Genomic DNA, 21,678 nt, shown 5'->3' on the forward strand with positions numbered 1-21,678 from the left:
TATAGTTAAAGATTTAGGTAGCCACTTACGGGGCAATTTTTCTTATGATTATATAGTGTTACAATCAATCATGCCCTGCGGCCCAATGCTGAACGCAAACATATTTTAATATGTATAGAGGAGGGTAAGTTTCATTATGTTGATGTTGGCGCCTTTAGGTGTCACATGTTTGTAACAAAGTCATTTTTTTGCACAAATTCTTAACATAGGTTAATAAGTTTCAGATTTTCACATAAAATATGAACCCGAAAATTGCAATTAATAGAATTAAATATTATATTTGATTTCTAACCTATATTAATTACAATTAAAAACTTTGCATGATTACAATTTCACTTAATTACATTTAAATTTTACTAATTTAATTAGAAATTAATTCTGATTATATAATGCACTTTTCTAAGGATATCCCTTAGATACTGGTTTTCAATTGCTCTTAATAAGGGTTTGAGGTTTAGTTTACCCAAACTGCTTATGAAATATTTTAAAATTATATTGCTACTTTTTATTCCGATCTGCCTTGCTGGTCAGGATGTGGAACAAGAATTCAATTCTTTTAAAGATCGATGGAGTAAAGACCCTCTTAAATTATCAAGCAGCATAGGATTCAATTCTACCTTTTCCGGATCAAATGATGACAACAGTTACCGCATCCCTTTTGGTTATAACATATTTGGTAATATTAATTTTGATTTTCTTGGCATTCAAGCTCCACTAGGTTTCTTTTACTCCAATCAAAACACACAGTTTAATTTACCTGCTTACAGATTCATAGGCATAAGCCCTTCTTACAAAGGATATACCCTACACTTGGGTGATAGAAATATGCAATTCAGCCCCTATACTTTTAATAATATTGGATTCACTGGTGTAGGAATTGAAGCAGATAACAATGGATTGCATATAAAGAGCTTCTATGGCCGAATTCAGCGTGCCACGATCAAGGACATTAATACACACAATAATTTCACGAGTGCATTCAAGCGGATGGCTTGGGGTGCAAACGCTGAGTATAAGATCAAAAATAGCTTATTGGGACTGCAGTTATTTCATGCCAGTGATGATGTAAATAGTATTCCAATTGCGAATCCTGATTCTATAAAACCTCAGAGCAACTCAATTCTTGGTTTAAAATTCGAACAAAAATTTGGCATTATTAGCCTTAAATCTGAATATGCATTTAATGCTTTAAGTAGAGACGCAAGTTTGGAAAACACGAATGATAACAAACATTTATTGTCATTCGTAAACAAAGACAATAACTCTACCGGTATTTACAATGCATTTCGCTCCGCTATTGAGGTAACTATCAATAAATCCTTTGTCGGCTTAGATTTCGAAAGGATTGATCCCGGATACGAGTCTCTGGGAACCTTGTTCTTTAATAATGACATGGAGACTATTTCTTCCTTTCTGAGGATGCCGTTTTTGAAAAATAAATTGCAAACTAATTTTCGTTTTGGACTCCAAAGGAATAATCTCAAAAAAACTCGAATTAATTCCTACAGACGTTGGACGACCTCTGCTAATATAGCCTATCAGGCGAGTAAAAAAACTTCATTTAATGTTAATTTTAACAACTTTCAATTCGATCAAAAGACATATATAAATCCTACACCCTTTTTAGATGTAGATACCATTTTTATTACGCAGAATAATCTCAATGCAGGACTTGGATTTAACCATAATATTAATGACAAAAACAAGATCCTTATTTCCTTATCATACAATAATTCCAACTCAAGAAAAAATGATATTATTCAACAGAATGCTGATGTGACCAATATCTTGGGCAATGCCATGTATATGGTAAATTCAAGCAATGGGTTGAACTATGGTTTTACTTTAACTTATAGTAATCTGAATTATGCACTTGGAAATACCACATTAATAGGCCCATCTGCACAAATGTCAAAGGATTGGATCAAAGAAAAATGGTCTTCTTCATTTTCAGCCTCTTTTTTTTCCGGAAATGCTAATAAAATGAAAAACCAAATTCTTAGATTTTATCTCACTAATAGCTATTCATTGACAAAAGAATTGAAAACAAATTTTCAATTAATGTTTAATCACATTAAGAATAAAAATGAGACGCCAAACAATGACTTGTTCCTTAATCTAAGTATTAATTATACGATGGAAAGTAAAACCATAATCAAATCATTCAAGAAAAAGCAATTGAATAATGAGATATAATTACTCTGTATTTTTTAGAAACGTTTGTCTTATAGGATTGCTTCTTATATGCTATGTCTCGCGTGTGGTTTCCCAAAACACAAATGACGATAATAGCAGAAAGATTTCCCCACAAGATTATGAAGTAATATCATTTTTCGTAGATAATAATGAGGCTGTCAAAACTGCTAACGAGGTGATCAACAAAGCATTAAGTGTTGGAAAAGTTGTCGCTAATTTGTCTGCTGAAGATTTACTACATCCTCCAATTTTACTTCTGGATGAAGAAATAAACAATGTAAGATATGTGTTGGCTGTGGACGATATTCGCATACGTCCCGGAGGCATCGTGATGCAGGCATATGCTAAAATTATTGGGCCTAAAGATTCCATTTATTTTGGTGCACCAAATCTCATGTTTTCCGGAAGTGGTGGAATAATAGGTGATATGAAACTTGGACTTTTGTCGGATTATACTTTTGTGGTTGGGAAGGATAAAGCCCATGTGACTTTAAAGCAGATAAATAAAAATGAAGGTTGTTTTATTACGTTTGACTGTGATGGATTTAAAGAATTAGCTCTTGATGCTAATGTTAAATTTAATAGAAATATCATGGTCCCAGTGGATGCTAATGGTAACCCCAATAAGACCGGGACTGTGACAACTTCATTTGCTATGTATATTCGTGATTTTAATGACTGGATCGTAGATATTTCTATTCCTGATTTTGCCTTGACAAAATACCCCAAAGTTGCTTTTTCAATCAGGCACGCGATAATAGACTTTTCAGATTCGACCAATGATCCCGATATTATGTTTCCAGCCGGCTATCTTGATGATATGGACACACCTCCTGCTACCATAACTCAGGAAATTGGGTTACCAATGTTTGGGGACGAGAATGGTGGAGTCGCTGGCAATAATTCTGGTAATAGTAATGGTTCAAATAATAATTCAGGTAATAATTCTCAGCCAGGTGGTGTAAATGGAGAACCCAATTCAGAGAATGGACCTCTGGGTGGACAAATAGCACAACCATGGCGTGGATTTTATATCAAGCAACTTAAAGTCGTGTTGCCAAAAGAATTTATGAAAAGAGACGATGACACGCGTATAGGATTTGAAGCGAGAAATTTGCTCATAGATCGAACAGGAGTAAGCGGAGCATTTGCTGCCATTAATGTGCTCACATTGGAAGAAGGTAGAATGCAGAAATGGGCATTTTCTGTGGATAAATTTGAATTGAATGTTCTTAAAAGTTCACTCGTCGGTATGAAGATCCTTGGTCGCGTAGAATTACCTGTTGCCAAAGAAACACAGACATTGGCGTATACCGGAGAGTTTAATAAAATGAAAAACAGGTATGCTTTAACGGTTGGCTTAGTAGATGATTTACAGTTTCCCGCCTTTAGTGCTGTTGATGTAACGTTTACAGCGGGCTCTTTCGTCAGAATAGATATCATTGATGAAGAGTTTTATCCAAGTGCTAATTTGAGTGGCAGCTTGAGATTATTAAAAGTCGATAGTTCAGGAAAGAAAGATATCGAAGCACCCGGGTTAATATTTGAAGAGTTGGCGCTTAGTTCATTTGCTCCACATATAAATTTTAGGAAGTTATCACTATCAGCTTCTGTCCATATCAAGGGCACACCTGTTACTATCAAGGAATTAGGTTTTACCAAGAAAGATGATTTAGTTGGAATTTACTTGAGTGTTGATTGCAATTTGGATGGTGATTCCAGTGGTATTCAAGCAAGTTTAGGGTGCAGTATTTATGGGAAACTTGTAGAAACTAATGATAAACATAAGTTTAAGTTCGATCATTTGGATTTGAAAGATGGGGCACTTGGTGGCAAATTTCCCGGATTTGAATTTTATGGTAGTTTTAGGCCATTTGAGGGGAATGCTGAATTTGGAACCGGCTTCGAAGCAAAGTTAAAACTAGCTGTTCAAATGAAGCCGGGAAAGCCTGAAGCTGGTAGCGGTGATTCTGAAGGTAAAAAAGGTTTTTCTTTCGAAATAGATGCGTTTGGTATTTTCGGTGGTGTGAATGATTATAGGTATTGGGCCGTAGATGTGAATACTGATTTTACCCCTTGCATAACATTATCTGCGCTTTCAGTTTGTGGTTTTTCAGGTGGAGCTTATCGGCGGATGGCTATAACAGAAACAGGTGCTGACCCAAGTAAATTGGGAGTATCCATGCGCGGCAATCAGTACAAACCAAAACAAAATGTAGGATTGGGTATTCGAGCCGGAGTCAGGGTGCAGTTTAGCGGAACCAAGTCTCTTTCCGGATCAGCTATGTTTCAGTTTCAGTTTTCAGATCACGGAAGTCTTCAATTGGTATTTTTCGAAGGAAGTGTGGAGTTCCAGGTACCTATGGACAAGGTACCCGGCTTAACTAAAGTAGTTGGTGCAATATCTAAATATGCCAATTTAGGTGTTGACGATGTTGTTAAAAATCTAAAAGGTAAAAACGAATCAGACATATTAAATAACTGCGTAAATACTGCAAAAGCCACGGCAACAATAATGCTCAATTTTGAGGAAGAAAGATTTACTTCCGCCCTGGTATTTACCATCAGCCTTTACAATGGTTTGCTGGTTGGGTCGGGAAAGGCAGATATATTGGCAGACTTTAAAAAGAATGAATTTCATTTTAATATTGGGACCTACAGCGATAGAGTTTATTTAGCTGCAAAATTAGGTAACTTTAAAGCAGAGGTCAATACGTATACAATGCTGGGAAATGACATCACAGGTTTCCCTCCTTTAGATCCTGCCATAGCATCTTTTTTAAAACTCCCGGCTAATAAAATCGAATTAGATGCCAGATCTCATGAGCAGAATATAGAAACTGGTTCCGGCATGTTATTTGGTGCCGGGGTGAAAATAAATTATGAAGATTGTAAATGGGTTGGGGTAAATGTCCGCGCTAAAGTCGACTTTCTGGCTGGATTTGATGCCGGCTTTTTAAAATTTGATGATAGTAAAAGATGCAATGGAGAAAAATTTGGGATAGATAACTGGTATAATATGGCGCGTTTCTATTTACTACTAAATATGGAAGTTGGACGGCATAAAAAATGCAAGAAAGATTATCATCATTGGGGAGGTATTAATATCGGTGCTTTCTTAGAAGGCCAATTCCCAAATCCGGTTTACATAGAAGGAAAATTCACCTTCAGAATGTGTGGTTTTAATTTAGGTTATAATTTTAAAAGCGGCGAAAGATGCAATCTATAAAGTTCTTCATACTTATCACCGGAATCCTGGCATACCAGTCACTTATTGGTCAGGAATCAAATTTCAGAATCTATAATAAGGTTAGTGAAGAGGGTGTTATTATTTCACGAGTAGTGACCTATGATTCTCTGGATGTTATGGCGCTTAAAAAGGGTCATTTACTCTACGAATTATTATCTAATGGCAAAGTAATAAAATCGAGAGAATTACACATGGGTGATACTTCTCAACTCAGAGCACTTTTAGTCAAAAATCCGGAATATTACCTAAATGAAATGGTTGAAGTAATGCTCGACCCAGATCAACCTACCACCATTGATGAGGCTTATCCATTTTTAATTTTTCTATCATTCTACACATTTGAAGGTGCAAAATGGCTGGGTCTGGGAACAGAAGATAGAGTCACACCTCGACAGCAATATACGGTTAGATATACACTTATAAACAAAGCCGGAAAGAAAAGAAAATTAGGCGAAAAGCAGATAGGCCGTGACAAATGGCCAACGAAATATATGGTGCCGGATCCTCCATTACTTACCTGTGGAAATCATAGTGTTGAAATTAGATTGGATGCACAAAATACAAATGGAGTTTACTTTGGATTCAATGCACAAAGAAGAATAAAAGGTGAAAGTGAGTGGAATTATATCTCTGATTTTATCACCATCAATCCTTATTATGAATCCAAATATGGAAAATATAGGTATACGTATAAAATGATGGATACCCTGGAGGAAAATCATGTCCTTTACGAATATAGAATGGTCGGAATGGACTACTTTGGCACATATGGGACTCCCGGAAACAGTAATGAATGTCTGGGATGGGAGCCATTGACAAGTGATGCTGCACCTTATTTATATCGTATGGTCAATGACTCTACTGCAAATCTCGAATGGAGGATCGACGAATCTGTATTAAGTCAGGTTAAATCCATTGATTTGATGATGAGTTTGGAGTCTGAAACAGGTAAATTTAATACCTATATTTCCAATATTGATCTCACAAAAAGGGAATTTCAGGCAGCTATACCTTATCCTACAGGTTATTTTAAATACAGGACCATACCTTTCTATGGCGATACATTATATTCTGTGCCTTTTGTGATCCAGAGATGGGACAATGTCGCACCTGCGAAACCTCAAGGGTTTGAGGGGAAAATAGATTCTAACGGTATTGTAAAACTTAAATGGAAATTAAATAAGGAATCTGATTTCTGGGGTTATCGTATATTTTTTGCCAATAATAAAACTGATCAATTTTCATTACTCACTTCCACCATAGTGTCAGGAAATTCATGGAAGGACACCATTGATCTGAATAATTTAACTCCGGAGATTTATTATAAAATAGTATGCCTTGATTGGCGTGGAAATTTTTCAGAATTTTCAGATATTTTAACCATTGAAAAACCCGATACACTGCCACCATCTCCTGCTTTTATTAAACAAATAAAACAATACAAAAACTCATACGCCATATTATTATTGGCTGTCGGCGGAGGAAGTGCAGATCTGGCTTACCATGTCCTGTATAGAAAGGAGCCTGAATCAAAATCGTTTCAAATCATAGACACACTTGGCATTATGTTAGCGGATACTGTGCTCTATGATCCAAAAACAGAATATGAAAAAATATATGAATACTGTATTCTGGCAGTCGATAAACATGGTAACAAACGTTGGTCAGACACTGCATCTATTGAGGTGATCATGAAAGGTTTGTTGCCAAATTTAAAAACAATTGAAGCCGTTCAGGACACTACTTTGAATGAAGTTTTATTTACATGGACTAATTTAAAAGCACCCGATACTGAATTAGAAATATACAGAACGAATGAAAAAGGTGCTTTTACTTTATACAAAGTACTTCCTCTGAGTTTGGAAAAATTCACAGATAAACTATCTACCACGAGAAGGCATACTGATGCTTACAAAGTAAGGGTAGTGTATGCAGATGGTTCATTTTCGAAAATTAAAGATGTACCGGTAAAGATTAAAAGTTGATTAAAGATTAATTGAAGTGAAAGTCAAAAGCAGAAAATTCATGGAATTAAATTAGACAAATATGATCAGTCATCTTCTTAAAATAAATCGTCTAATTAGGCAGACTCAGCCCTACACAGTAACAGTGAAGGAATTAAATAAGTGTTTTTGCAATGGAAAATTAGTTATTGCTTTAATCTTTCTATTAAACTGTACAATATTCAAGATCAATGCTCAAGTTTTCCCGGTTCAAGCCAATATCACTGTTTCACAACCATTGGGTGTCAGTATCGCAGAATTACAACAAAGTACGACTCCCAAGATCCAAGCCTCATTTCTTCTTGCCGATCTTAATAAACCTACATATGCTGTTAGATTAAAACTAAGCATAGAGGGCAAAGGAATTATTATAAAAACTAAACCAAGTGTGGCACTTCCTCCTGTTAATTTATTCCCTGGAATACCTGTCATAATCGACCAACAATCTTTGGATCAATACCTTCAAATTGGGAACCTTGATATAATCGGAATCGACCCGGCCAAATTTATTCAAAGTGGATTGAGACTGCCGGAAGGAAGTTACAATATTTGCATAGAAGCATATGACTTAAACAATCCAAATGGACTACCAGTGTCGAACAAAGCATGCAACATTGTTCAGTTCGTCGAGTATGATCCTCCATTATTAATGCCACCCGATTTCCAAAATACGATCCTTTTTGAAAGCCAGCCTCCTGTATTTCAGCAAGGTTTATTTACATGGCAACCTATGCATTTTGGATTTTTTCCGGTAGAATATTATTTAGAAATATTTCGAGGATTGCCTGCAATGAACATGTTGCCCGGAGGAGCCATCATGAACCAAACTGCCCCATATATATCTATAAGGACGATGAATACCTTTTATTCATTAAGCCCTTTAGATCCGCCGCTCTTGCAAGAAGATGACTATTATGCAGTAGTCAGAATAGTTCCGATCAACTATCCTGCAATTTTTAAAAATAATGGAAAGTCACAGTTTGTCTTTTTTAATCTAAGAGATAATGTGGAAGAACAATGCACCTCACCACAACAATATAGAGGTGTCATAGAGCGACCGGGTATAGCCCTTAATTGGAGCGCATATAAGAATTGTGATCGATATGTAACAGAATACTACGATGAGGATATAGGTGAAAGGCAGTATCAGGAGTTGGTTATAAATCAGGGGGACAAGCTGACAGATACGATAAGGGAAGTTTACAGCAATCGCACCTACATCGTCAGGACGGGTTGTCGTTGCCAGGAGGATACTTTATATAGTGATACCATAAGACTTAAATATATGAGACCTCATGCTCGGGTGCCGGAGTTTGCATGTGGGATTCAGAACGATTCTGTGGTAGGTCTACCGCAGCTCTTACAGGTATTAAATGAAAACGACACTTTTGTAGCTGCGGACTTGGAAGTCATTGTGAGAAGGGCAATAGGAAGCAATGGCACATTTAGTGGGATAGGACATATTGTCGTGCCTTATTTTAAATATGCCCGTGTCAATACAGCTTTTGAAAACATAAAAATCAATGACGAGTACCGCATGATTGCCGGTGAGATACAAGTTATTGGAGTTGGACAGAACATCTTAAGCGATGATTTCCTGGAGTTTTTGGATAGTTTGAATAATACTTTGGAAGATTTATCTGAAATTATTGGAGATTTGCCCGATAACCTTGATTCTATTCAGGCAATGAAAGACATTTTAGCAAATGATATGCCGCCTTGGCTCATCGACTCCATTGCCATTGTAAATGCAGCCATAGCAAATGCCAGCAGTGATGCGGAGAGAAAAGAACTGGAGGCGCTCCTAGAGGCATTGAATAAACAATTGCAGGAATGGGAGTTGATGTATGTGAATATAATAATAGCAACAATAGAGGATTTGAGTGAGGACTATGACGCGAACAGAACTCAAATAACAAATAATTATAATCAGCAATTTCAGAGTATACAATCTGTGGCAATACTTTTGGATTCTGATGGTAGTGGTATAGGAGAAGAGGAAGAAAGTCCGCCAGGCAATGATGACTTTTTTAGCGGATTCACAATGATAGAGGCTGAGGAGTCAATTACTTTAGAAGAATATCGTGAGCAGAATCCTGAAGTAGGTCAAAAACTTATAAATTTTTCAAAAATAAAAGAAGATTATAGCAATTTAATAATTGTAGATAAGCTAAAGGAAGAATTAGGAGGTGACGTTGTAGGATTAGGTGAGGTAATCAGAAGCGGAAAAGTATTATTACTTGTCGGTATATTCATCAGGGTTGGAGAAGACATCGTTCCGAAGATAAAAGCTGAGTTCGAAGAAAGAAATTGGGATCTGGATTTAATAGCTGATAGTGAAGTTGTCATCACGGACAAAATCAAACAATACGTCGAGAAGGCCATCAATACTGTCTATTGGAATTTAAAATAAGGACAATGAAAAAAATCAATTTATACCATATAATGAGTTTTGTAATTGGGCTGATCTTTTTATTAAGCCCTTGCAGTGCATGGAGTAATAAACCCATTGGAGATAGTACTGCTGTTCCAGAACTGAGTAGCCCAGCAACAAACACAGAAGCAAGAGGTGAAAACGATTCTCTAAAACTCAATTTCGAAACTGTCATAAAAGAAATCTTCGATAAAAAGAAAGAAGAATTCAAACAAACGGTATTGAGCAATGAGCGCTTGAGGATGAGTGGCAGCAATACTTCAGGAGATTATATTTTTGATTTTAATTTTAATGAAGAGGTAAAGAAGTATATTTTATTTTATAAAAAGAAGCCTAATACAATTCCTGAGGTTACCAATGAATTTGATAGCATACAGGCTTTTAAATTGTTAAATCTCGAAATAAATAACTGGTCGAAACAAAGTCTTAATCCAGATATATACTGCGTTTATATTAAAGTAGACGAAAAAATGTTATGGACTAGTTCTTTAGATGCTTACAATTTAGGTAATAAAAACGAATCAGCAGTAGTTAAGTATCTAAAAGAAAATCTTGAAACTGATAGTAATATAGTGGTTCTTACGACATTTTATAAACACCTGACAGACTATTACACTTTTGCAGAAGAATTCTTAAATTCTAGATCAACAAGTGGAAAAGGAATTTTTTTAAATACTTATTTCTGCTATGATAGACTTTACAAAGACTCAGAAAACAAGTCTGACAAAATTTTACAACAGGGTTACTATAATTTATTTGCCAATGAAATAATTGACACCACAAAACATAAATGTGTGTCAATTCTTGCTGCATCAATGCGGAATGATTTTAATGGATTACCTGAATTCAAATGCTTTTCAGCTTTTGTGAATGCCATTATGATTGTCTTCGATGATAAAAATAATTACAAATGTGATGAGCCTATAGATAGTAGTGGAGGTAATTCAAATTCTTCAATAATTGTACACAATTTCACGAGTGAATCTATAGATAGTTTATTAAGCAATTTATTTGAGGGAAGAGAAAAAAAGGAATATGATGATGTAGGGTATCGCAGGGATATTAAGGCGGTATTAATTTTAACAGATAATGAAGATGATTTTGCAGCAGCAGATAGTGTAATAATTCCGAATGGATATAGGAAAATATGGATCCATAAAGAGAATAGTGTTTATTCTATCAAAAGTTTAGATGCAGATAATTATCCTGGATTTGAACCTCTACTTGGGTATTTAGGTATATCAGAAGCTTTGATTGTAGGCAATTTTATTATGGAAGCCAATTATGGCAGTATAAATGAAGTTGCAACTCAAACATATCTGTTCTTAGATATGCTAGCTAAAGGAATTCGAGGATTAAAAATACCTGATAAGTATTGGAATTGTGACAAACCTGAGATCTACAATGTATACTATCAGGATATTGCTTCTTATTTAATGAAGCCATATGTTTTACCTCGCCAATATTTATTTAACAAATTGGATTTGTTAAGTCCTAAATTCAAAACACTTGTCGATCTTCAAACTGATGAAGCGCAATTTGCATTTATGTGTGGTATGTGGGGAGGATTGTTAGAGATCTTAGCTGCTATACCCGATGTGCTAAAGATAGTGCCTGCAGTTTTGTCAGAACAGGGCCGTGATGAGATGGCAAAGGTTTGGAATGCACTCTCCAATTACTCCAAAGTGGATTCTGTAACCATGGAAAAAATCCACCAGGGATTTGGGTGGGCAATAGTAGATGGATTGTCAGATCAATTTGACCCCACTAAGCCTTGTAAATTTTCATACAACGTGGCGGAATTAGCCGTGCCAATAGTTATTGCATTGATACCGGGTGGTCAGGGTGCTGGTGTATCAGTGGCAGGTAAGATCTTGAATACTTTCAAGTCCATCATAAAATTCGAAGACAAGATCAATTGCATTAGCTTAGTTCTTAATAAGACGGGAAGTGTGGCGGTTCGTGTAGTTCGGAGGACAAACCGCCATATAGCTGAGGTCACACCATCTAATTGGTTTAAGAATATCAGAAAAAAGGTAGACGGCAAATTAGAGGAAGAAACAATTGATAACGATATTTTTAGAGCCGAATATGACGAACCATCAAACACGATAAATGGGGAAGAGTTGATGGATTTGAACAATCCAATTGTCAGAAACTTTTCTATTAGCAATGAATTAATCGACTTAATCAGGAGCAACTCAAAAAAATTCTTTTCCCCCGATGTCTTACGTCAATACAATGACTTAATAGCAGCCATCAAAGGTACTAATAGTATCAATGATTTTGATGATTTTCTCGATCAATTGGAAGGAACATATCCTCAGCTTAGGCAGATGATGGAAGAAGGAAGGCCTTTTACAGAGCGTTATTTCAAGTACAAATATCTGGATCAACTCGAAGAGTTGGGTATTTCCCAATCTCAACTAACAAGTTTAACAAATAAATTTCCGAATAAAAATTTCGAGATAGAGATATTATTATGTAATATTGATCCGACTAATGCAACGGCACTAGTAGATGATTTGATGACGGCTTCAGTTAGTTTTACTAATAAGTTGATGGGTGATGGGAAGTTGGTAAAGGGGTGGGAAGGCTTAATAGATTTTACTCATTTAAGAAAAGATATTGATATTCTTACTTCAGTTTCTAAAATTCTTGATAATCATCCATCATTTATGCAATCCCAAAATGATAAAGTAAAAAGCATTATTGATAAGTTAGGTGAAGCAGGAGCAAAATGTAATAGCTGCCCACCTTATACACAAAATCTAGTCAAACCATACATGAAAAGCATAGATCAACACTTAGATGATTTTGAGTACATGATTGCAAATTTTGGTGATAAAGAAGGTTTCACAGGAACAAATAGTCTGATTAATGAAATGGCAGCTTCCGGCCCGAAGGCTGATGGAGGTTCATTTTTGATGCACTATATAAAAAATAACCATTCAGAATTTCAAGGACTAACAAGGTTTGAATTTCGATTTAATGATGATTTGCTAAATAGGGCGGATGTTTTGGTTGGAAATATCAAATATGAAATGAAGAGTTGGTCAAGTGGAGGAAGTACTTGGAATTCATTTTTTGGAGGTACAGGAAATTCCTATCAACAATTTTTAAGCTACCTTAAAAACACGAATAGTTTGGACAACTTGAAATATGTCTTCCATGGTATTAAAGCATCTGAAACTCAAGTAAAAAATGCTTTTAGTGAATTGATTTCTAATGTTTCGAAAAAAGAAGAAATATTTAATTCTATGACATCGGAATTAAGACAGAGTTTGAATATTGAATTTGTGTCAGATTTGACTTCTTCTAAAATCGAAGAGATTGTAAATTCTATAGTGCGCATTTAAAAAAAGATTATGTTTAGCTTGAAATTAATTAATAAAATATCTAATAACGTAAGGAGTTATGTAGTTTTAGAAAACTCTTTTTTATGGAACAATTCCCTTGAATTACATAAATCAGAATGCCTAGAAGATTTTGAAATATTAAAGTCACCAAATAGTTTACAAGAAATAAAATACGAAGAACCTTATTTCTACATTAATGATTCCATTGGAAACTGTTACATTGGAATCACTGATATGCAACTTTTGAATAATTTGCATGTCAAAAGGATTCTTGGACTCAACACAATACTTGTCTCATATGAGGGGGGGACAAATATTTATGATTTAAAGTCATATGAAAATAAAAGACTTTTAGATTTTAAAATTTTTACTTTTCAGGTTGCAAATGACATGCTTTTCTATGTAAAAGATTTTGAAATAATAATGCATGATCTGAGTGATAATTTATTTACTTGGAGCTACTTATTAAAAGTACTAGGTTTATACTCCAGTATAACTAACGAAGAAAAGAATTATGAAGTCCGTAAGTTTTTAGGCATATATGATAATAAATTAATCATACAATTAACTAACGCTACACTATTATTTTTAGATATAAATAATGGAGATGTAAAACAACTCTTACAATTAAACAAAACGATAGCATTACCAAAAGGCGTTTTCTATGATGATAATTTTCCACCTTATATTGCTAATAATTATTTGGTTTGGTTAAATAATCAAAGGTTGTTAAAGATAGATTTGGATAGCTATGAAATAGAAATAATAAAGGATTATTTCAATGTTCCTAAGGAAGAACAATTTAGGTTTATGCATAGTACTTACTTTGAAGATAAAATTTATTTTGTAGCAGACTATGGATGGCAATATGTAACACCAAGTAGAGTTGGTGTAATGGATGTGAACACAGGTGGAGTTATTTGGCAGCAACAACTGGAAAAAACAGGTGGATTACCCGAACCTCCTAAAGTTACTAAAGATAAATTGTACATAAGAACTGCCAAAGGAGAAATATACATTTTTGAAAAAGAATCTTATTCGACATAAGCATTTTTTTATCATATCTCTGATGACCTCTCGGGCGCCAGTTTCTAACTGGTGACCTTATGGATATACTCTTCTATAAGTAAATAATCCGGGCACTGTTTGGCACATTTATAGCCTTTTAACTCGGAATAATTCTTAATTTTACAAATATCAACCCAAATCTACTCAAATGGGTACCAAATACAAATTTCTCAACCCATCAGGCATTTATTTTATTTCGTTTGCTGTAGTCGATTGGATCGATGTATTTACGCGGAATAAATATAAAGATATAATAGTTGAAAGTCTGAGGTATTGCTTTGAAAAAAAGGGAATGGTCTTATTTGCCTGGTGTATTATGACGAGTCATGTTCATTTGATTTTTGGAGTAAAAGGGAATATCAAACACAGCGATTTGATTCGGGACTTTAAGAAATTCACTTCAAAGGCGATTATCAATGCAATAATTCACAATACGCAAGAAAGTAGAAAAGAGTGGATGCTTGAAAAATTCGTAAAAGCCAGAACTAACAAGACAAATATATCCGGATATCAATTTTGGCAACACGACAATCTTCCGATTGAAGTTTTTACGCCTACGGTAATTGCTCAGAAGTTATACGAAACGGAATTAACTAATTGACTAACACCTTGCCGGATAATGCCGAGCTTTACAATTCCGAGCTAGGTTTCGTTTTGATCTGCCAGAGCAGAGCAAAATTAGGAAACACTATTCTGCATGAAAGTAGTTTGGCCATTTTTATTTGGACTATTACGAATTTCCATTCGGTATAAGAATGGATTGATTTTGTATATTTGGCTTCGAAAAGGCACGAGTTGCAAACTCGCGCCAGCGGGGGGAAAATGGGGAAAGAAGACTGACGGAATTACAGATGAATTTCAAGACATAGTTGTCATTGAAAATAAACTGAGTGAAGGTACAAGGTTGACCACTAATCAGAATGGAGGTAAAGCCGCAAGTTCTTTAGAAGTAAGAAGTATTAATGCTATAAACCAAAGCCCAGTAAGTGGTCTTCCACTACCTCAGAACTCAGTTATAACTACAAATAATAAATGGATGAAAATATTTGATTCCGAAAATGGGGACGCAATTTCTGATATTATTAAACTTTGATAATGGATAAGAGAGAATTAATTACAGCATTAAAAGATTTCCTGAAAATTGAAGGATTTAGAATGAATGCATCAGGAGCAGGTGCAGTTTCTTTAGTTAAAGAAGATGATTACTCAAAATGCGAAATAGTATTTTCATATCTTAAATACCCTGGTGTTTATAATATAGGCCCTTATATTACCGCCTGGAAGTCTTTTAAGCAAGTCGAAAACATTTTAAAACCTTACTTCGTACAATATAAAATAGGGTTACAAGATATTACCATATACTACAATAGCCGAAGAAATGAAGAAATGAGTAAGGTAGATATAGCAAAGCCAGAAGATATAGAAAAAGTATTACCAGAATTAAGAACTATGGTTTACGAGGATATATTACCATTTTTTGAAAAATATAAAACCTTGAAGGATGTAAATCAAAAGTTGGAAAGTTTAGAAATGGCAGAAATTTCTAAGTTTATTTTTCATCAGCCTATTCCGAGAATGATGATAATAAAACGTTTATGTAATACCTCTGATTGGGATCATTTTAGTAATTGGGCAATAGATGTTTATAAAAAAATGAGTGATGATTCAAATGAAAATCGAATTTATTTTAATATGTATAAGGCCTTGTACGAAGAATTAAAAAACACTGCACCGGTGGATTAAAAGAAATCACCTTGCTTGTGCGAGTTTGTAACTCATGACTTTCAAAACGAATTGTTTTCTTAAACTAATGCTCCCAAACCAAATCCACCTCACACATAACTACTAAATACAAGGCTCTCAATTCTCCCGGAATTTATTTCATATCATTTGCAGTGGTGGATTGGAAGGACGTTTTTACAAGTATCGTCATAAAGCTCCATCACCATGTTTACAACAGTGCTTCTATCTATTATTCAGGAAAGGGACTACTTGATGTGGTTATAACAGAATTCCCAATCAGTATGGTAGGATATTTAAGAATGGACTGATTTTGTATATTTGACTTCGAAAGGGCACGAGTTAAAAACTCGCGCCAGCGGGATTATGCTTACTTGAATAGTGGGAATAAGTTTGAATACTATTTCAGTGATGGATTAAAGGAGACTATGAAGGCAAAATTTCAAAGTATCTATACAAACTCAATGAAAGCTACTGAGTTATTCGATTTGAATCCCACATATTTTACAAATCAAGGAATTATTGACGATGTAATGTTACACGATTTAGCTGTTCAAGGTGTCTTAGTAAATCATCCTTCATTTATGAATTTTATAAAGTAGAGATCATGCTTGACTTAGTAATTAAAATAGAAAAAATAACGAGTTCCTATACAGTAATTCAAAACAATGTATGGTGCTGTGTAGATGGATATCTGACCCAATTTAGCCTTGTCGCGTTAGATAGAATAAAAAAAAGTGATGTTTGTCAAAACTACCAAACAATATCATTTTACAATAACACAATAGTTGCAATATTCAATAAAGGTATTCATTGCTACAATTCAGAATTGGAATTAGTTGATAGCTTTGACCTAAGAATAGGTACATACAATATTAGTCAAAATGGCCATGCAGTTGTTAGTGTAGAATATGATTATATATCATTTTTAGGTACAAGCGGAATATTTGATCTTACAGAGAAAAAGATATTATGGACCGGAATTAAAGGAGATAATCTAAAATTGGTAAACGACCAAATCTTTGGAGTATCAAAAAACAGAGTGTCAAATTTGAGTCCAATTGATGGATCATTAAATTGGTCTTTTGAATATGAAGAAAAACAAACAATTCCCGATATTTATTATGGAAATGAAGGAAATGTATTAATAGGTTTTGAAGGGAAAAATGAATTAAGTTTGATTAATGGTAAATCAGGCCAAATCGTTTGGTCTATTGATTCATTTAATAAAGGAGTTAAGGTTGATTATAGAAATAGCCTTATACATCAGTTTTTAATTGGTTACGTCAGATATAGTTTAAAAACCGGTGAGGTACTAAATAGAAATGTAAATCGTGAATATTATTCTGAAATAGAAATAGAATCGCAAAGGTCAAATTATGCATTAGGTGTAGATCATATATATACCACTGATTGGAAAAAGGGTATAATTGGAGCCTTTTGCCTAAATAAGCTGAAATTTGATTGGATTTATAGGATTAAAACAGGAAACTTTCCTGCCACTGCGAAATTAGTTTGGATAACACCCTATTTATTAGTGAAGGATTCAAACAACAATTTGTACGTCTTTAAAGAAAAAGATTCAACGCTGCTACAAGTTTCTAATTCGTAACTTTCAATAACAAATTATTTTCTTACCCCCAAGCTCACAAACCAAATCCACCCCGCATGATTACTAAATAAGAGTTCCCAGTTCTTTCGGCATATATTTCATGTCATTGCAGTGGTGGATTGGAAAGACGTTTTTCACGCATCGCCAAAAAATACTTCATTCTGAATCACGGATTCAAATAATTACACAGATAACACGGATTATTCCTGCCGACTTCAGTGAAATCCTTTAATCCGCTTAATCCGTGATTCAGAAAAAAAGCGAGAATTCAAAATAATATTAACTCCTCAACTTAAATGACAACTTTCAAAAAAGAATTATTTTCTTACTCTTAAGGTCCCAAACCAAATCCACTCAGCATGATTACTAAATACAAATCCTCAATTCTACCGTTCTATATTTCATATCATTTGAAGTGGTGTATTGGATAGACGTTTTTACATGCGTCGTCAAAAAATACTTCAGTCTGAATCACGCTTGTCTGCCCACTAAGGCAGGGATTCAAATGATTACACAGATAACAAGGATCATTCCTGCCGATTTCAGTGAAATCCTTTAATCCGCTTAATCCGTGATTCAGAAAATCTTAATAAATCTTAACTTTCCCACAATAGCCGGTTTTTACTGCTGGTCTTTCGCCTTGGCAGTTATTAACTAACCCTAGCATGAGTTATTACTCACATCCTACAACAGCAGATAATTTTTTATCATACGATATCAGCACAATTATCCCTATTTCCCAAAACAAAATCAACTCGCTAATTCAATTTTAAATAAAAATATTATTTTTGTTAATAATTATAAATTACAAAATATTTTTTTTATCTTTAAATTCTATTTAGGCTAGTCACTTATTCCTTATATTTTTATTCATCTGTAAACAATTAATTATGAAACAATTTATATTTTTTCAATCAAATATTTAGTTAAGCTTTAAGTTATCAGCTTAGTTTGAGTAATTTTTAAGAGGGTTTTATTTCACCATCTAATAACGCCAGTGCTATTTTTCTTCCGAACTTATGATTCAATCATAAGCGCTCAATCATATAATCAAATTATAAACTTTAAAATTAATATTATGAAAAAATTATTACTTTTTGTTGTCGTATCGCTATTTTCTACATTTATCACAAATGGTCAGAAATTAACTGTAATGAATGATTTGGAATCAGACAATACAGATTTAGATACTGAATTTCGCCACAGCTTCGATGGTGGTATTTTGTTCAGTTTTCGCAAAAAGTTTGAAATAGAAGACACTTACTGTACTTCCGATGGAACAATAGAAAACACGAAAGAAACGACAGAGAATCCGGGTGTAAACTATAATTCCGATCTAAAAGGGAATTACGATGTTGGAGATGGGTATATATACTATAAGCAAAGAATTAACACAGGTTCGAAAATTTATAGACTAAGTAAACAGACTTTAGATCTTGAATTATTTACAATCATTGATTTGCCCAGTAATACTTTTATTAACGATATTGACTATTATAATGGCTATTTCTATTACACAGTAAAGTCAAGTTTATATCGTATTAGCTTGGTTAATAAAGAAATAGAACTAGTTTCCAAATTAGGGTTTTATGAAGCAAAAGGTGTAAAGGTTTTTAAAGATAAAATTTATTTACTTGCAGATAATGATGATGGAAACTACGGCTTATTTGAATGTACTGGAACTGCTGCGTCTATAAAACTCATAAAAAAATTAAAGCCATTTAATGGTATATCAGATCAAACTATTCATTGGTTTGAATTTAAAGATAAATTATATTTTTCACTCTATTTTACGACAGATGAACCGGGTTCAATATATTTTACTGATGGCACGGAGAATGGCACCGGTAAATTGGTAGATTTGCATTATAATTCATTTAGTGATTTTTACAATTTATTTAAAATTGGAAATGTAGGTGACCGTTTTATCTTTTTTGAACATGTTCCTGATGGAGGCATTGTTAGCGTTAGGTTGTATGGCTCGGATGGCACACCACAAGGAACCGGAGAACTCCTGCCGGGCACTGTTTTGAAATTTCTATCATATAATTTTGAAGTTGTAAATAATGAATGTTATTTCATCAGTGAGAATACTCTTTATAAAACGGATGGCACAAAGAGTGGCACTGTTCAAGCACATAGCGAAAATATTAAAGAGTTTAATTTCTTGGAGGAAACATTATATTATGTAGCAGATGATTTTTCAGTTTATCGGGAAGATAAAGATGGAAATTCAAGCCAGGTAAAATATAATGGTTCAAGTTTTACTACTTACGAGAAGTTATTTAAATCCGGAAATAAATTATATTTTACCTCTTCAATTAGTGGTGATAGACGTTTGATAGCATTGGAAGAAACTTCAACAAATGCAACAGTTGAACCAATTACTAATAGAATTCTCATTTCACCTAACCTTATTTCTAATCAATTAACATTGGATGAATCCTTAGTTGGATATGATATAATTGTATATGATAATTTTGGAAATCAAAAATTGCAACAACCTATTAGTCAAGCTTATTTGGATTGCTCCGCCTTACCTTCCGGCATATACTTCGCCATATTTTTGGATAAAAAGAACAATAAAATATTTAAATCAAACTTTACCAAAATGTGATAAAAATTGATTGTGCTATTGTTCATTTAAAAGTATTGCTGATTCGTTAGTAAGTAAAATACATAGATATTCTATTCATACTTTACAGTTGGTGCCAGTCCATGAGTGGTAGCCTTCTGTAAAAGTATTAATCCCAATTGTTTTCTGCTACAACATATTGTTCCAAATTTCATGAATTTTTACTGAGCAATTGCTTTTTGGATGAATCACGCTGGCCTGTCCACAATGAAATTCAAGCGTGATTCCGATGAACTTGGAATATCTTAGGGCACCTTTGTCCCAAAGTAATCGAGAATCTAAAGTTGGGCACTGGTTATTGGAAACTTATCACCCACTACTGTGTTTAAACATAAAATGATTATATTTGTCTAATGGAAAAGTTGAACAATTATATACACATAGATGCATCCATTAGATTTGGTAAACCGGTGATCATTGGAACAAGGATCACGGTGGATGATATTCTGTCTTGGTTATCTTCCGGTATGACGATTGAAGAAATTGAAAGTGACTTTCCCTACATAAAAAGAGAACATGTTCTTGCAGCATTAGCTTTTGCTGCCAATCGGGAACAATCGCTTAGATTGTTGAAAGTAGTATGAAAATTTTAATTGATGCGAATATTTCATGGAGATTAAAAGAGGCTTTAAAGGATTTTTTTGAAATATGTACTCATGTAGATTCCTGTGAATTGAAAGTACCCGCATCTGACTTAGAAATATGGAATTTTGCTTTTGAAAATCAATACACAATTCTTACAAACGACCTTGACTTCATCAGACTATCTAATCTTTATGGTTTTCCACCCAAATGTATAATTATCCGTACCGGAAACCAATCATCTAAGTATATTTCAGAATTAATCAGACACAAAAAAGAGGACATAAGGAATTTTGAGAGCCATATCGCATTTGGAGTATTAGAGATTTATTAGTATAATAAATCTCAGGATGCCGGCATTTCAACGCACTTAAACTATTCAAATTAACTAATTCAATCTGAATCACTGATCAATCCGATTACACTAATTACACGGATTCTTTAACTACCCATGGTGAAATCCTTTAATCCGCTTAATCCCAGCCTTTAAGGGCAGGCAAGCATGATTTAGAATTTAAATTATTCCCACTCGCCACTGTTTGCAACTCGTGACTTTCATTTCGTATGTTTTTTAACCCTAAAACTCAATTCCTCCATTCAGCAAAGGATTTGATCAATCTTATTAAAATATAATCTCCAATAATTATCTTCGGATTCTGACTTCTGATTTCTCCTATTTAACTAATTGCAAAACATTGTTAATAAATTATATGTAAATAATAAAAAGTATGAACATCAAAGACTGCCCCTTGACCTCCTCTTCCAGAAGCTAAGGTTTATACACATCTTTTTTGTTTAT

13 protein-coding genes are annotated in these 21,678 nt (G+C 34.1%); all 13 read left to right on the plus strand.

Going from position 1 to position 21,678, the window contains the following annotated elements; all coding sequences use genetic code 11:
• The first annotated feature begins 474 nt into the window (after positions 1-474).
• The 13 genes from IPI15_RS08815 to IPI15_RS08875 all read left to right on the plus strand — a co-directional run bounded on the left by IPI15_RS08815 (position 475) and on the right by IPI15_RS08875 (position 21,213).
• Positions 475-2,196 (plus strand): hypothetical protein, encoded by a 1,722-nt coding sequence (locus IPI15_RS08815; RefSeq protein WP_287401811.1) that lies wholly within the window; start codon positions 475-477, stop codon positions 2,194-2,196.
• The gene (locus IPI15_RS08820; protein WP_287401812.1) at positions 2,186-5,425 is read left to right on the plus strand and encodes a hypothetical protein; all 3,240 of its coding nucleotides are present in this window, start codon (positions 2,186-2,188) and stop codon (positions 5,423-5,425) included. Before IPI15_RS08815 ends, IPI15_RS08820 begins: the two co-directional genes overlap by 11 nt.
• Positions 5,413-7,431, plus strand: coding sequence for a fibronectin type III domain-containing protein (locus IPI15_RS08825; protein WP_287401813.1), 2,019 nt, complete (start codon positions 5,413-5,415; stop codon positions 7,429-7,431). Before IPI15_RS08820 ends, IPI15_RS08825 begins: the two co-directional genes overlap by 13 nt.
• A 61-nt stretch (positions 7,432-7,492) precedes the next feature.
• Entirely contained in the window at positions 7,493-9,862 is a 2,370-nt protein-coding gene (locus IPI15_RS08830; RefSeq protein WP_287401814.1) for a hypothetical protein, read from the plus strand.
• A 5-nt stretch (positions 9,863-9,867) separates the two neighbouring features.
• Positions 9,868-13,242, plus strand: a complete 3,375-nt coding sequence (locus tag IPI15_RS08835; RefSeq protein ID WP_287401815.1) for a hypothetical protein — start codon at positions 9,868-9,870, stop codon at positions 13,240-13,242.
• 9 nt (positions 13,243-13,251) lie between these two features.
• Positions 13,252-14,289 carry a hypothetical protein gene (locus IPI15_RS08840; protein WP_287401816.1) on the plus strand — a complete coding sequence of 346 codons (1,038 nt, stop codon included), beginning with the start codon at positions 13,252-13,254 and terminating at the stop codon, positions 14,287-14,289.
• A gap of 169 nt (positions 14,290-14,458) precedes the next feature.
• On the plus strand, positions 14,459-14,911 hold the full coding sequence (locus tag IPI15_RS08845; protein WP_287401817.1) for a transposase: 453 nt from the start codon (positions 14,459-14,461) through the stop codon (positions 14,909-14,911).
• 96 nt (positions 14,912-15,007) lie between these two features.
• Positions 15,008-15,403 carry a hypothetical protein gene (locus tag IPI15_RS08850; RefSeq protein WP_287401818.1) on the plus strand — a complete coding sequence of 132 codons (396 nt, stop codon included), beginning with the start codon at positions 15,008-15,010 and terminating at the stop codon, positions 15,401-15,403.
• A 2-nt stretch (positions 15,404-15,405) separates the two neighbouring features.
• Positions 15,406-16,053, plus strand: coding sequence for a hypothetical protein (locus IPI15_RS08855; protein WP_287401819.1), 648 nt, complete (start codon positions 15,406-15,408; stop codon positions 16,051-16,053).
• Between the two features lie 604 nt (positions 16,054-16,657).
• Positions 16,658-17,662 (plus strand): hypothetical protein, encoded by a 1,005-nt coding sequence (locus IPI15_RS08860; protein WP_287401820.1) that lies wholly within the window; start codon positions 16,658-16,660, stop codon positions 17,660-17,662.
• A 1,078-nt stretch (positions 17,663-18,740) separates the two neighbouring features.
• Positions 18,741-20,279 (plus strand): hypothetical protein, encoded by a 1,539-nt coding sequence (locus tag IPI15_RS08865; RefSeq protein WP_287419921.1) that lies wholly within the window; start codon positions 18,741-18,743, stop codon positions 20,277-20,279.
• Between the two features lie 371 nt (positions 20,280-20,650).
• Positions 20,651-20,881, plus strand: coding sequence for a DUF433 domain-containing protein (locus IPI15_RS08870; RefSeq protein WP_287401822.1), 231 nt, complete (start codon positions 20,651-20,653; stop codon positions 20,879-20,881).
• Positions 20,878-21,213: a DUF5615 family PIN-like protein gene (locus IPI15_RS08875; protein ID WP_287401823.1), complete on the plus strand. Its 336-nt coding sequence runs from the start codon at positions 20,878-20,880 to the stop codon at positions 21,211-21,213. Before IPI15_RS08870 ends, IPI15_RS08875 begins: the two co-directional genes overlap by 4 nt.
• Positions 21,214-21,678 lie beyond the last annotated feature (465 nt).

Source organism: Candidatus Brachybacter algidus (genome assembly GCF_016707225.1).
In the GTDB taxonomy this organism is placed as follows: Bacteria; Bacteroidota; Bacteroidia; order Chitinophagales; family Saprospiraceae; genus Parvibacillus; species Parvibacillus algidus.

Coding starts and splice junctions, on each gene's coding strand:
- IPI15_RS08875 (WP_287401823.1), top strand. CDS start 20,878: ATGAAAATTTTAATTGATGCGAATATTTCATGGAGATTAAAAGAGGCT.
- IPI15_RS08820 (WP_287401812.1), top strand. CDS start 2,186: ATGAGATATAATTACTCTGTATTTTTTAGAAACGTTTGTCTTATAGGA.
- IPI15_RS08865 (WP_287419921.1), top strand. CDS start 18,741: ATGAAAAAATTATTACTTTTTGTTGTCGTATCGCTATTTTCTACATTT.
- IPI15_RS08860 (WP_287401820.1), top strand. CDS start 16,658: ATGCTTGACTTAGTAATTAAAATAGAAAAAATAACGAGTTCCTATACA.
- IPI15_RS08855 (WP_287401819.1), top strand. CDS start 15,406: ATGGATAAGAGAGAATTAATTACAGCATTAAAAGATTTCCTGAAAATT.
- IPI15_RS08845 (WP_287401817.1), top strand. CDS start 14,459: ATGGGTACCAAATACAAATTTCTCAACCCATCAGGCATTTATTTTATT.
- IPI15_RS08815 (WP_287401811.1), top strand. CDS start 475: ATGAAATATTTTAAAATTATATTGCTACTTTTTATTCCGATCTGCCTT.
- IPI15_RS08850 (WP_287401818.1), top strand. CDS start 15,008: ATGAAAGTAGTTTGGCCATTTTTATTTGGACTATTACGAATTTCCATT.
- IPI15_RS08825 (WP_287401813.1), top strand. CDS start 5,413: ATGCAATCTATAAAGTTCTTCATACTTATCACCGGAATCCTGGCATAC.
- IPI15_RS08830 (WP_287401814.1), top strand. CDS start 7,493: ATGATCAGTCATCTTCTTAAAATAAATCGTCTAATTAGGCAGACTCAG.
- IPI15_RS08840 (WP_287401816.1), top strand. CDS start 13,252: ATGTTTAGCTTGAAATTAATTAATAAAATATCTAATAACGTAAGGAGT.
- IPI15_RS08870 (WP_287401822.1), top strand. CDS start 20,651: ATGGAAAAGTTGAACAATTATATACACATAGATGCATCCATTAGATTT.
- IPI15_RS08835 (WP_287401815.1), top strand. CDS start 9,868: ATGAAAAAAATCAATTTATACCATATAATGAGTTTTGTAATTGGGCTG.